The sequence below is a fragment of the Streptomyces sp. RKAG293 genome, from assembly GCF_023701745.1.
Classification (GTDB): domain Bacteria; phylum Actinomycetota; class Actinomycetes; order Streptomycetales; family Streptomycetaceae; genus Actinacidiphila.
Genome location: NZ_JAJOZB010000001.1, coordinates 173,592 through 185,809, shown reverse-complemented (window position 1 = coordinate 185,809; position 12,218 = coordinate 173,592). Strand labels below are relative to the sequence as shown.

12 protein-coding genes are annotated in these 12,218 nt (G+C 71.9%); 8 read left to right on the top strand and 4 right to left on the bottom strand.

Annotated features, from left to right (window positions below):
- Nucleotides 1-284: 284 nt before the first annotated feature.
- Entirely contained in the window at nucleotides 285-764 is a 480-nt protein-coding gene (locus LNW72_RS00815) for an Rrf2 family transcriptional regulator (protein WP_250973504.1), read from the bottom strand.
- An 88-nt stretch (nucleotides 765-852) separates the two neighbouring features.
- On the opposite strand from LNW72_RS00815, the gene LNW72_RS00810 reads away from it, so the two are divergent.
- The 4 genes from LNW72_RS00810 to LNW72_RS00795 all read left to right on the top strand — a co-directional run bounded on the left by LNW72_RS00810 (nucleotide 853) and on the right by LNW72_RS00795 (nucleotide 6,762).
- Nucleotides 853-2,112, top strand: a complete 1,260-nt coding sequence (locus LNW72_RS00810; protein WP_250973503.1) for a CynX/NimT family MFS transporter — start codon at nucleotides 853-855, stop codon at nucleotides 2,110-2,112.
- A gap of 450 nt (nucleotides 2,113-2,562) precedes the next feature.
- Entirely contained in the window at nucleotides 2,563-3,909 is a 1,347-nt protein-coding gene (locus LNW72_RS00805) for an FAD-dependent monooxygenase (RefSeq protein WP_250973502.1), read from the top strand.
- Nucleotides 3,910-4,102: 193 nt separating this feature from the next.
- On the top strand, nucleotides 4,103-5,746 hold the full coding sequence (locus LNW72_RS00800; protein ID WP_250973501.1) for a class I adenylate-forming enzyme family protein: 1,644 nt from the start codon (nucleotides 4,103-4,105) through the stop codon (nucleotides 5,744-5,746).
- A 2-nt stretch (nucleotides 5,747-5,748) separates the two neighbouring features.
- Nucleotides 5,749-6,762, top strand: coding sequence for an acetylserotonin O-methyltransferase (locus LNW72_RS00795; protein ID WP_250973500.1), 1,014 nt, complete (start codon nucleotides 5,749-5,751; stop codon nucleotides 6,760-6,762).
- Between the two features lie 84 nt (nucleotides 6,763-6,846).
- Here the strand turns inward: LNW72_RS00795 and LNW72_RS00790 are convergent, their stop codons facing one another.
- The 3 genes from LNW72_RS00790 to LNW72_RS00780 all read right to left on the bottom strand — a co-directional run bounded on the left by LNW72_RS00790 (nucleotide 6,847) and on the right by LNW72_RS00780 (nucleotide 8,302).
- The gene (locus LNW72_RS00790) at nucleotides 6,847-7,032 is read right to left on the bottom strand and encodes a hypothetical protein (RefSeq protein ID WP_250973499.1); all 186 of its coding nucleotides are present in this window, start codon (nucleotides 7,030-7,032) and stop codon (nucleotides 6,847-6,849) included.
- 127 nt (nucleotides 7,033-7,159) lie between these two features.
- The gene (locus LNW72_RS00785) at nucleotides 7,160-7,552 is read right to left on the bottom strand and encodes a hypothetical protein (protein ID WP_250973498.1); all 393 of its coding nucleotides are present in this window, start codon (nucleotides 7,550-7,552) and stop codon (nucleotides 7,160-7,162) included.
- A gap of 573 nt (nucleotides 7,553-8,125) precedes the next feature.
- Nucleotides 8,126-8,302 carry a hypothetical protein gene (locus LNW72_RS00780; RefSeq protein ID WP_250973497.1) on the bottom strand — a complete coding sequence of 59 codons (177 nt, stop codon included), beginning with the start codon at nucleotides 8,300-8,302 and terminating at the stop codon, nucleotides 8,126-8,128.
- 230 nt (nucleotides 8,303-8,532) lie between these two features.
- Between LNW72_RS00780 and LNW72_RS00775 the strand changes: the two genes are divergently transcribed.
- The 4 genes from LNW72_RS00775 (at nucleotide 8,533) to LNW72_RS00765 (ending at nucleotide 11,958) form a co-directional block, all read left to right on the top strand.
- On the top strand, nucleotides 8,533-9,018 hold the full coding sequence (locus tag LNW72_RS00775; RefSeq protein WP_250973496.1) for a pyridoxamine 5'-phosphate oxidase family protein: 486 nt from the start codon (nucleotides 8,533-8,535) through the stop codon (nucleotides 9,016-9,018).
- 1,513 nt (nucleotides 9,019-10,531) lie between these two features.
- Complete coding sequence (locus tag LNW72_RS41980) at nucleotides 10,532-10,690, top strand: hypothetical protein (protein WP_374117389.1); 159 nt, start codon at nucleotides 10,532-10,534, stop codon at nucleotides 10,688-10,690.
- A 62-nt stretch (nucleotides 10,691-10,752) separates the two neighbouring features.
- Complete coding sequence (locus LNW72_RS41975; RefSeq protein WP_374117388.1) at nucleotides 10,753-11,655, top strand: enoyl-CoA hydratase-related protein; 903 nt, start codon at nucleotides 10,753-10,755, stop codon at nucleotides 11,653-11,655.
- A gap of 9 nt (nucleotides 11,656-11,664) precedes the next feature.
- Complete coding sequence (locus tag LNW72_RS00765) at nucleotides 11,665-11,958, top strand: helix-turn-helix domain-containing protein (protein ID WP_250973494.1); 294 nt, start codon at nucleotides 11,665-11,667, stop codon at nucleotides 11,956-11,958.
- Nucleotides 11,959-12,218 lie beyond the last annotated feature (260 nt).

Sequence of the window (12,218 nt, the reverse complement as noted above, 5' to 3'; positions counted from 1 at the left end):
CTCGACCCGCCGCCGGAACTCGACCCGGGTGCGGACCGCGGCCCGGGTGCGGACGGCGAGGCGGGTGCGGCCGGCGGTACGGGGGCATCTGCGGTGCCGAGTGCTGTCATCGCTGAACAGGCCTCCGGGAACAGGGCGTACGGGAGCCGGGCACGTGCGGGCGGGGCGCGAGGCCGGACCGGGGGACCGGGGACCGGGGGAGCCGAGTGTCGGTGCGGTGCGGTGCGGTGCGGGTGCGTGGCGGGCCGCGGGTGTCAGCCCGCTGGTGTGTCAGCCCGCAGGTGTCAGCCCGGTCCCGACAGCCAGTGGCGCACGTCGTGCAGCGCGGTGCCCGAACTGTCGGCGTCGATGCTCCGGCCGAGATCGGCCACCGTGATCGAGCTCAGCGCGGCCCGCCAGGCGGTGTCGGCCGCGGCCATGGCGCGGGCGATCGCGCACTTCTTCACGCACGCTTCGGGCTGCACCGCCAACGGCCCGTTGCGGCGGATCTCGGTGCAGCGGAACGCCGCTTCGGCGCCGTCGATGGCCTGGACGACCTCCAGCGCGGAGATCTGCTCGGGCGGCCGGGTGAAGGCGTAGCCGCCCACCGGCCCCGGCGTCGAGCGCACGATGCCGGCCCGCGACAGCGACTGGAGGTGTTTGGCGAGGTACGCCGGAGGGATGCCGTGGAGTTGGGCGAGGCGGGCGGCCGGCACCGGAACGCTGCTCTGGCTGAGCGAGACACAGCAGTGCAGCGCCCACTCGACCCCGTTGGAGAGCTTCATACCGTGCAGGATAGCAATCCCGGACACTAACCGTCCGGGATTCTGTTATAAACGATGCTCCGACCCCTCCCGAGACGAAAGCCGGGCCATGACCGACACCGAAGACCGCTTAAGCGCACCAGCACGCAACGGGCCGCCGCCCTCCGCCCCGCAAGGCGGCCGCACCCCCCTCGGCTTCGCCGTCGTGGCCCTGTTCGTGGCCGCGGCGAACCTACGGCCCGCCATCGCGGCCGTCTCCCCGCTCGTCGACCGGATCCGCACCGACCTGGACCTGTCGGCGACCGGCGTGTCCCTGCTGACCACCGTCCCGACCCTGGCGATGGGCCTGTGCGCGCCGCTGGCGGCGTCCATCGGCCGCCGCTGGGGACTGCAACGCGGCGTCCTGCTGGGGCTCCTGATCGTCGCGGTGGCCACCGCGGCCCGCGGCCTGGGGGAGTCGACCTGGCTGCAGCTGTGCTGCGCGGCCGTGGTCGGCGCGGGCATCGCGATCGCCCAGACCCTGCTGCCGGCCGTGGTCAAGACCCGCTTCGCGGACCGCGCCGGCCTGGTCACCGGCATCTACACCGCCGGCCTGGGGCTGGGCGGCGCGGTGGCCGCCGGCGTCAGCGCACCGCTCGCCGACGCCCTGGACTCCTGGCCCGGCGCCCTGGCGTCCTGGGCGGTCCTGGCCGTCGCGGGCATGGTGCTGTGGTCGGCCGCCAAGGGACCCCTGCGCCTGGAACACATCGACGGACCCAAGGGACCCGCGACCACCGGACTGCCCTGGCGCTCCGCGCTGGCCTGGCGGATCACCGCGGTCGCGGCCGGGAACTCCGCCCTGTACTACTGCGAACTGGCCTGGATCGCCCCCCTGCTGCACGACGACGGCGGCTACAGCGAGTCCAGCGCCGGATTCATGCTGACCGTGATGATCTCCATCCAGGTCGTGGCCATGCTGGGCGTGCCGGCCCTGATGGGCGAACGCACCGACAAACGCCCGGGGTTGGCCGCCACCACCGTCCTGACCGCGGTGGGCTTCGTCGGCTTCGCCGTCAGCCCCGGCACCGCGACCTGGGTCTGGATCGTGGCCATGGGCATCGGTCACGGCGGCCTGTTCACCCTGGTCCTGACCCTGCCCGTCTGGGCCAGCCGGGACGCCGCCCACGCCGGCCGCCTCAGCGCCATGGCGTTCTTCATCGGCTACGCCTGCGCGGCCGTGGGCCCCGTCGTCGTCGGCGCCCTGCGGGACACCACCGGCGACTACCACCTGGCCTTCGCCCTGCTGGCAGCCGTCACCGTGCTGATGCTCCTGCCCATCGCCCGCCTGTCACCCCAACGCATCGACGCCGACCGGACCTCCGGCACCTGACCCCCACCACACCACCACCCGGCTCACCACCCGACGCCCTCACCACCCGACGCCCCCGACCCCGCAATCTTCGCAACCGTCCGACCTTGCGACCTTGCGACCTTCGCGACTGTCTGTCCTCCGTGACCGTCCGTCCGCCGACCGTCCGACCGTCCGACCGTCCGACCGTCCGACCGTCCGACCGTCCGTCCGACCGCCCGGCCGCCCGCTCCCTGACCGTTGCCTGACCGCTCCCTGCCCGGGAGTACCGGGCACCGGGCCGGCCGGTGAACCGCCGCCCGGCAGCGGCGTTGAGCATTCGTACCGCAGCTTCTCGACACCAGGGGGAGAAGCTGACGCCGCAGGAAAAGGGCCGTCGCCACGGCGCCCGCCCGCTGCGCCGTCAGCTTCCCCGGTCCCGGCAGCACCACCGCCGACGCGCCGGCCCGGTCACCTGGTCGAGAGGACGACATGGCCCATCCAACGCATCCCATCGCCATCGTGGGGGCAGGCATCGCCGGGCTGGTGACCGCCGCAGTCCTGCGCAGCCACGGAATCGACTGCCGTCTGATCGAACAGACCACCCGGTTCGGCACCGTGGGCGCCGGCATCCAGCTCTCGCCCAACGGTGTGCGGATCCTGCAACGGCTGGGCCTGGCACCCGCCCTGGCGGCCACCGCGGTCACGGCCCGCTCCATCGAGACCCGGCGCTGGGACGACGCGAGCCTGCTCGCCCACACCCCGCACGGCCAGGCCTGCAGCGACCTCTTCGGCGCCCCGTACTATCTGATCCACCGCGCTGACCTGCAAAAGTGCCTACTGTCCGCGCTCCCTGCGGACTTCGTGACCCTCGGCACGAGCTGCGCGCGGGTGGTGGAGCACCCGGACCACGCCGAGATCCACCACACCGACGGCTCCGTCACCCGGGCCCGGCTCGTCATCGGCGCCGACGGGGTGCACTCCACCGTCCGCCGCTCGGTCGTCGACGACGCCCCCCGGTTCTCCGGATACGCCGTGCACCGCGGCCTGGTCCCCGCCGACACGGTGCCCTCCTTCCGCGACGACCCGCGTGTGCTGTTCTGGCTCGGGCCCGGACGGCACGTCACCTACTACCCGATCGCGGGCAGCAGCACCGTCCACTTCAGCGCCGTCGGCGCCGTCACCACCCCACAGCACACCACCCCACAGCACACCACCCCACAGCACACCACTCCACCGCGGCACGACATCACCCCACGGCACGCCACCACCTCGCGGTACGACATCCCACCGCACGCCGACCCCCACGACACCGCGTCCCGGGCCGGCGCCGTCGAGGACCTGGAGGCGGCGTTCACCGGATGGCACGAAGAGGTACGGCGGGTGGTGACCGCGGCGACCTCCGTCACCCGCTGGGGACTGTTCGACCGCGACATCGCCCCCCGCTACGCCACCGGGCGCGTCGCCCTGGTGGGCGACGCCGCACACCCGATGCTCCCCTACCTGTCCCAAGGCGCGAACCAGGCACTGGAGGACGCCGTCGTCCTGGCCCACTGCCTCGCCGACACCCACCCCCACGACCCGGCCCCGGCACTGCGCCGCTACCAGGCACTGCGCCACCCGCGCACCGCCGAGATCCACCGCCGCGCCCGCACCCTCGCGCAGAGCTTCCATCTCCCCGACGGCGCACAGCAGTCGGCCCGCGACACCACGCTGCGCGCGACCGGGGACCTGGCACACCTGCGGTGGCTGTACGGATACGACGCCCACGCCGCGACGGACACCCCGGTCGAGACGGACACCCCCGCCGCGGCAGACCGCCGGCTCCCCACCCCGTAACCCCCCGCGACCCGCGCCACCCGCACTTCGATCCGACTTCGATCCGCGCCACGATCCGTCTCCCGCCCGCTCCCGCCCGGGCGGGAGCCCCGCCGGGCAGACACCCCCAACAGACACCCCCAACAGACATCCCAACAGCCACTCCCAACAGACACCCCCGGCAGGCACCACCACCAGCCCCCAAGGAGGACCAGTGCACGCCCTAGTGGACCGGGTGACGCGCGGCAACGGCTTCTACATCGGCGAGATCTTCCACGCCGCCGCCCGCCGCGACGCCACCACCCGCGTCACTCTCGACCGCCCCCTGCACTGGGCGCCGGAGCGCGGATGCGACTTCACCGTCGGACAACTCGCCGACCAGATCGACGAACTGGCCGCCCGGCTGTGGGCGGCCGGAGTGCGACCCACCGAACGCGTCGTCCTCTACAAGAGCGACAACTTCGACATCGCCCTGCTGGCCTGCGCGACCGCACGCATCGGCGCCGTCCCCGTCCTGCTGTCACCCGCCCTGGACGGGGCCATCTCCGGCGTCCTCCTGGGCCGCCTCGACCAGCCCTGGCTCCTGACCGACGCCGTCACCCTCAGCGGGGCACTGCACGACACCGACCTGACCGCCGTCGTACGCACCGTCCTGCTCAGCGCCGGCCGGGCCCCTGCCGGCCGCGCGGTGAACACCGTCACCCTCGCCTCCCACACCGGCGCGCCCCGCCGCGACCCGGTCTTTCTCCACCCCCGCCAGCCCTCGCTGATCACCCACAGTTCCGGCACCACCGGGATACCCAAACTGGCCGTGCACTGCCCCGAGACCGGCTGGCACCGGCTGGTTCCCCAGCGGATCGTGTCCTGGCCGATCCGTGAACGCGAGACCGCCGCGCTGTGCATGACGTTCGTCCACTCCCGCTTCTACCAGGCGCTGGCGATGTTCCTGGGCCACGGCAACCCCCTGGTCATCGCCGTCGACCCGGAACCGGCCGCCATCGCGACCCTGTTCACCCGCACCCGCCCCGGGTACGTCGAGACCCACCCCAACACCTACATCGACTGGGAAGAACTCGCCGACGCCCCCGGCGCGCCCCTCAGCACGGTCCGGGTCTTCGGCGCGACGTTCGACGCCATGCACCCGCGCACCATCCAGCGCCTGCTCGCCGCCTCCCACCGCAAGCGGCCGCTGTTCGTCCAGTTCTACGGACAGTCCGAGATCGGCCCGATGGCCGGCCGCTGGTACACCCGGCGCACCGCCCGCACCGCCGACGGGCGCTGCGTGGGGCTGCCGCTGCCCGGCTTCATCTCGATGCGCGTCGTCGACTCCGCCGGACGGCGGCTGCGCGCCGGGCGCACCGGCCACCTCGAGGTCCGCAGCCGCACCCGCATCCTGACCTACCTCGGCGAGGACGAACGCTTCGACAGCCAACTGCACGACGGCTGGTGGCGCGTCGGCGACATGGGACACCTCACCCGGTGGGGGCTGCTGCACCTGATGGACCGGGAGGTCGACCGCATCGACACCATGGACAGCAACCTGGCGGCCGAGGACCTGCTGATGGGCCGTCTCGAGGAACTGCGCGAGGTCGTGATCGTGGCCGGCCCCGCCGGCGAGCCCGTCCCGGTGGTCGCCACCCGCGCCGAGAGCCCCCTGGACACCCACCGCTGGCAGCAGGCCACCGCGGACCTGCCCCCGATGGCGCCCGTCCTGCACGTCCACTACGACGACCTGCCGCGCACCTCCACCCGCAAGATCCAACGACCCGAACTGGTCCGACTGCTCCACCAGGACCGCCTCCGCCCGGTCGCCGCCCCACACGGCGGCACCGCACCCGACCAGACAGCGGGAGCTTGACGATGAACGACCACAGTGCCGGGCGCCGACTGATCGAGCTGATGGCCGGCTTCTGGAAGACCCAGGCCATCTACATCGCCACCGAATCCGGCATCATCGACGCCCTCGACCGGGCCGGCCGCTCCACCGCCATCGCCCTGGCCCTGGAAACCGACACCGACCCCGACGCCCTGGGACGCCTCCTTTTGTTCCTGCGCGCCCTGGACGTCGTCGAAGGAGACGAGGAATCCGCCGGCTACGCGCTGACCGCGGTGGGAGAGCTCCTGCGCACCGGCACCCGCGACTCCATGCGCGACCACGTGCGGATCTACGGCTCGCACTTCTACCAGGCCTGGGGCGAGTTGGCCCACTGCCTGCGCACCGGCGGCTCGGCGTTCTCCCACGTCTTCGGCAGCGACCTGTTCTCCTACCTCAACGACCACCCCGACACCTCGCTGGCCTACGAACGCGCCATGGTCGCCGGCACCCTGTTCTTCTCCGAGGTCAGCACCGTCCACGACTTCTCCACCGCCCGCCGCATCGTGGACGTCGCCGGCGGCCACGGGGCGCTGCTCAACGAAATCCTGAACGCCAACACCGCCGCCCACGCCGTGCTGTTCGACGCCCCGCACGTCATCGAGGAGGCCGCGTCCCGCCCCATCGCGACCGACCACGCCGGCCGCTGCGAACTGGTGCCGGGCAACTTCTTCGAGTCGGTGCCCGCCGACGGCGACGTCTACCTCCTGTCCCGCATCCTGCACTGCTTCGACGACGAGGCCTGCCAGGACATCCTGGCCAACTGCCGCCGCGCGATGGCCCCCGACGGCCGACTGATCATCATCGAACGGCTCCTGACCCAGGACACCGGCTCCTCCCTCGCCCAGGGATACAACATGCACATGCTGGTCGTCCTCGGCGGCGGCCGCGAACGCGACGAGGCCCAGTACCGCACCCTGCTGGACAAGGCCGGCTTCACCACCGTGGACCTGCACCCCCTTCCCCTGGAAACCCACCTCATCGTCGCCACCCCCCGCTGACCCCCCGCACACGCGAAATATCGACCCGGTGATCGGTTTCCTCACCCACGGCCCCTCGTGTGCTCGGGCGGCCTCGGGCGGCCTCTAGGCGATAGTGGCGTGGAAGAAGAGGACGCCCGCGCCGAAGGCGCCTGCGCCGGTCAGTACGGCGCCGGCCGGGTCGGCGTGTCCGAGTGCGGCCAGGATTCCGGCCCCGATGCCCACCAGCACGCCCAGCAGCAGGATGAGGGCGGAGCGTTGACTCAGCAGCGGGTCTCGGTCGTCGTGCAACTACAGCTCCCCGGTCCGTGCGTGCAGTGACGGCGCTGCCGTCACGACAATGAGCTACCAGAATAGCAAAATAGAGAAATATGAGCAAGAGTGAGTCGGTGGAGGTTCGCGAGAGGCTTCCGGCGACTCAGGGCCGGCGGAGCGTTTGGAGCAGTTCGCCGCTGGCATCGACCATCCAAAAGCCCCAGCCGTTGCGATTGGGCTTCACGTGCGGCTTGAGTGCCTGCAGGACTGCGGCGGCCGCCCCGCTGGGTGTGCGGTACGCGCCGGCCGCCGGGCCCTCGGTGATGGTGAGCGCCCGGGTTGTCGGGTCGTACAGGCCGGGGACGCGCACTCCGTCGTAAATGGCGTGGACGGCCACCCGGTCCCCTGTGGGGGTCGAGGGAGCCGTAGCGGGGGAGGGGCGCTGAAAATGGTCGACCAGTCGGCGCACCGCCTCCCCCGGCGAAACGTCCCAGGCGCGGGCAAGCAAGGTGATCTGGCTGTGAGTGACGTCGTCTACCGGGATGCTCTTGGTCATGAGGGCAGTCTACATCCGAGCGAGTAAATGTGAGAGATGTGAGGGATTCCCCTCCTGCTGGCCGGCCGGCGGCGCAGGCCGGGAGAGCACCGGGCGGCTGCCCCCCATCGATACCTGGCCCCGCCCGCGAGGATGGACCCAGGATCGGGACGACGCCGTGGGTGCCGGCGGCTACTCCCCGCCCACGGGGATGGATCCACCCCGAACAGGAACCGATACTCGGCTTGGTGCCACTCCCGACCGGAGTCCGGAATGGGACGTCCCCGCAGGGCGGCCCGTCCCACGCAGCCCTCCCGCACTCGCGGTGCAGGGGCCCGCGGACGACAGCGAGCCGGAGGTGTGTGCGGGAAGGGCCCGATCGGCGTGGCAGCCCGTACATCCCGGACGGTGGGCGAGGGCGAGGCAGCGGGATCCGGGCCCGTCTCGGCCGCCACCAGGGGCGGTGAAACCCGCGACGGCCCGGCGCCGCCGGCGACCATGCAGGTGCTGGACCGGAAACTCTCAGGGTGAGGGTGAGGGTGAGGGTGAGAGAGGGTGAGAGCGGAGACGGTGGCCACCGTCCCCGCTCGACGATCAGTCCCGCTGGGTTCCGCGGGGGCAGGGGGCAGCAGTCCGGTCCTGCCGGGGCCGGTGCTCAGTGATGCGCCGGGTCGTCATGAGGGTGATCGCGGCCCAGGTGATGAGCGACCCGGAGCGCTGGACGAGGCGTTCGAAGTCGTGTGCCCGCACGATCGCGTTGCGGCGTCCCATGACGTGGGTACCCCCAAGCCCTCCAGCGTGAGCCGGCACGGGAAGGTGCCGAGCAGCTCCGGCGACTGCTCGAAAGCGACGCGGCAGGCGTTGCAGAAGCCGGCGACGCAGCCCGGCTACCGTGAGCGAGCAGACGGCGATCCGGGCGCGGGTGTCGAGAACGTGCCGGCCGCTCCGTCCCCGGAACACGGCGGCCACGAGCGGCCGAGCGACAGGAGAGGACGACGATCATGGACCCCCAGCAGATCGCACAGGAACTGGCCGACGCCCACGAACTGCTGAGCCAGGCGTCCATGGCGCGGCTGGCCTACAACGGACTCGACGGGCGGCCCCGCGTCATCCCGATCGGGATCTTCTGGACCGGCGACGAGATCGTCATGTCCACCGCAGCCACGGCGCCCAAGGTAAAAGCGCTGTCCGCCCACCCCGAGGTTGCCCTGACCATCGACGCCGGCGACAGCCCCGGCTCGGCCAGGACACTGTCGGTGCGCGGCGTCGTGCACCTGACCATCGTCGACGGGGTGGTTCCGGAGTACCTTGCGGCCGCCCGCAAGAACTTCGACGCCGAGTACGCGGTCGAGTTCGAGCGGAACTGCCGGGCCATGTACGACCGGATGGCGCGTATCGCGGTCGAACCGCAGTGGGCACGGTTCTACGACTTCGGTGCCGGGCGAGTGCCGCAGTTCCTCGCCGAACTCGCCAAGAAGGTGAGCTGACCGCGCCCGGCCGAGCAGGAGGCGCCGCGGGATTCAGCGTCCGAAAGACGAAGCCCCCGCCGGGCAGCCCGGCCCCGGCCCTGGCAAGGTCCGCGCGGCCGTTCGAAGCGTCTTGAGCCTCCGCCGGACTCGCGCACCGGCTCGACTTCGAGCGCGCAGCCACCGACCGTGAACCGGATCCGGCCGGCGCCCCGGCGTCCCCAGGCACCCAGTCGGCCTAGGGCCGACCCCACCTACTCAAACCAGGGATCGACAACAGCCACTTACGGGACGCCGTATCGCGTCCTCCGACGCGCCCGTTCGCCCCTGCGGAGCCGGGCGGCGTCGCGGAGCAGGACCGCAGAGTGCGCCGGCTCGCATGCGTTCCCTCCCACGGGACGATTCACCTCAGAAGAGGCGTTCGCTGCCGCATCCCTGCGCGGGGAGCTTCGTTGATGGGCTGTCCGTTGACCAACTCTGGAGCTGGTGTGTCCGCTGACGCCGAACCCCGTCCGCCTGCCCCTCTCATGGCGGCCCGGGTACAAGACCCCTACCCGTACTTCGCGTGGCTGCGCCGCCACGCACCCGCCCACGTGGACCGGCGCCCGGGCCGGCCCGCGGTGTGGCAGGTCTCCCGGTACGAGGACGTGCGCGCCCTGCTGAGCGACCCCCGTCTGAGCAAGGACCCGGGCCGGGTCCCCGGATACGTTCCGGGGCCGGTCGGCCTCAACCGGCACCTGGTCCACGCCGACCCACCGGATCACACCCGGCTGCGGGCCCTGGTCAACACCGCGTTCGTGCCCCGCCGGATCGCATCACTGGCCCTTCATCACCGACGTCGCCCACCGCCTGCTGGACCGCGTCGAGCAGCACGCGCACATCGACCTGATCGCGGACTTCGCGGCCCCGCTGACGTTCCGGATGATCTGCGCGATCCTCGGCGTCCCCGCCCACCTGGACACGGCCGCGACCCGGGACACCTTGATGGCCACCATCGCCCCCGACGCCCGCGCGGACCCCGCCCGCACCGAACGGGACCTGCACACGCTGCTCGACACGCTGATCGCCCAGAAACGCGCCGGACAGGACAGCAACGGTGCGGACCTGCTGGGAGCACTGGTCCGGGCGGGCGACGACAGCGCCGCGATGAGCGAGGAGGAACTGCGTTCCACCGCCTACCTCCTCCTGCTGGTCGGCCATGACACCACCATGAATCCGATCGGCAACGGCATGCTCGCCCTGCTGGCGCACCCCGCCCAGGCCGCACGCATGACCACCCCGGACGCCGGCGCCGGCCTGCTGCCCACCGCGGTCGAGGAACTCCTGCGCTATGACTCGCCCGTACGGGACGCCACGTTCCGCTGCGCCGGCGAAACGATCCACCTGCACGGCCGGACCATCGCCGCCGGAAACATCGTGAGCCTGCTGATCGAGTCCGCCAACCGCGACGGGGAACGCTTCACGGACCCCGACCGCCTCGACGTCAGCCGCACCCAACGACCACCTCGCCTTCGGATACGGCCCCCACTTCTGCATCGGCGCCGCCCTCGCCCGACTCGAAGGCACCGTCGCCTTCCCCCTGCTGCTGGCACGCCTGGGTGCCGTCCGATTGGCGAAACCGGCCGACGAACTGCCCTGGCGCCCGGCCCGTGTCAGGCGCGGACTCGCCGCCCTGCCCCTGGTCCGCCAGTAACACCACCCACAGGCCGACCCGCCCACCGGCAGACCCACCCCCCCCGAGGCCCGAAAGACACGATGAACACCCACGCCGGACAACGCACCCCCACCGACCCGGTGGTGCTGACCGAGCGACGCGAGGGCGTCCTGGCCATCACGCTCAACCGGCCCCGCGTCCGCAACGCCATCAACCAGGCCCTGGCCCACGCCCTGGACACCGTACTGCGCCTCCTCGACAACGACCCCGAGCTCGAGGTCGGCATCCTCACCGGCGCGGGCGGCCACTTCTGCTCCGGCATGGACCTCAAATCCTTCCCCGACGAAGGAGTACCGCAGGTCGCCGACCGCGGACTGGCCGGACTGACCCGCGCCCGACGCACGAAGCCGCTCATCGCGGCCGTCGAAGGCGCGGCAGTGGCGGGCGGCTTCGAACTCGTCCTCGCCTGCGACCTGGTCACCGCAGCCGACACCGCGTTCTTCGCACTGCCCGAAGTCGCCCGCGGCCTCATCGCCTCCGAAGGCGGAGCCATCCGCCTGCCCAGCCGCCTTCCCCACCACCTGGCCATGGAAATGCTCCTGACCGCCCGCCCGCTCCCCGCCCCGGAAGCCGCCCGCCACGCCCTGGTCAAACCAGCTCACCGCCGACGGCAAAGCCCTCGATGCCGCGCTCACCCTCGCCGCGCGGATCCGCACCAACTCCCCACAGGCGCTCCAGATCACCCGGCAGGTCGTCGACACCACCCGCAGCCTTGGCGACACCGCGGCATTCGCCGCCCAGGACCCCCTCACCGCACCCGTCTTCCACACGCCCTCGGCGGCCGAGGGAGCCCAAGCGTTCTGCGAGAAACGAGCAACTGCCTGGAACCCGTGACCCCACCGCCCGGCGCCGGGCCGGCCTGTGGCGCGGCCCGCGGCACGCACCACCGACACCAACCATGCACTCCACGCACTTTCCATGCGCTATCCGCATACCCGAATTAGGGTGGGCCCATGAGGATGGGCACGGAAGAGACACTGCGGGTGACGGTGACGGCGATCGCCCACCGCACGGGGGAGCACCAAGCGGACCTGGCGGCCGCGCTGGGACTGACACAGAGCCAGATCAGCCGCCGACAGCGCGGGATGGCCGCCTGGACCCTGACCGACTGCGACCGCCTCGCCGCGCACTGGGGCATGCCCGTACTGGACCTCCTCGCAGGCCCCACCCACGCCCTGACCCGACTGCCCGCCGACCGGGTCGCCACCGGCGGCACCCAAACCCTCGGCGCCCACCCGATGCGGTAGGCGCCCCTTCCCCAATACGGCCGGGCTCGCCAAGCCCGTACAACGCCAAAGCGCCGGGCGAAGCTCCACCGCCCCTGGCCACGCGCCCATAACAACCCACCAGGCCGCTCCACCGGCGACAGAACCCCCAACGAGGATGCGAAGCGGCAGTCGTCCCACGGGGCCACTACGTGATCCATCCCGAGCTCTGGGGATCTTCCTACGTCATGCAGGACGATCAGGATGACCCGAAGCCGGCTCAAGCCGGCTCAGTCGCGTGG

Coding starts and splice junctions, on each gene's coding strand:
- LNW72_RS00815 (WP_250973504.1), bottom strand. CDS start 764: ATGAAGCTCTCCAACGGGGTCGAGTGGGCGCTGCACTGCTGTGTCTCG.
- LNW72_RS00810 (WP_250973503.1), top strand. CDS start 853: ATGACCGACACCGAAGACCGCTTAAGCGCACCAGCACGCAACGGGCCG.
- LNW72_RS00805 (WP_250973502.1), top strand. CDS start 2,563: ATGGCCCATCCAACGCATCCCATCGCCATCGTGGGGGCAGGCATCGCC.
- LNW72_RS00795 (WP_250973500.1), top strand. CDS start 5,749: ATGAACGACCACAGTGCCGGGCGCCGACTGATCGAGCTGATGGCCGGC.
- LNW72_RS00785 (WP_250973498.1), bottom strand. CDS start 7,552: ATGACCAAGAGCATCCCGGTAGACGACGTCACTCACAGCCAGATCACC.
- LNW72_RS00780 (WP_250973497.1), bottom strand. CDS start 8,302: ATGGGACGCCGCAACGCGATCGTGCGGGCACACGACTTCGAACGCCTC.
- LNW72_RS00775 (WP_250973496.1), top strand. CDS start 8,533: ATGGACCCCCAGCAGATCGCACAGGAACTGGCCGACGCCCACGAACTG.
- LNW72_RS41975 (WP_374117388.1), top strand. CDS start 10,753: ATGAACACCCACGCCGGACAACGCACCCCCACCGACCCGGTGGTGCTG.
- LNW72_RS00765 (WP_250973494.1), top strand. CDS start 11,665: ATGAGGATGGGCACGGAAGAGACACTGCGGGTGACGGTGACGGCGATC.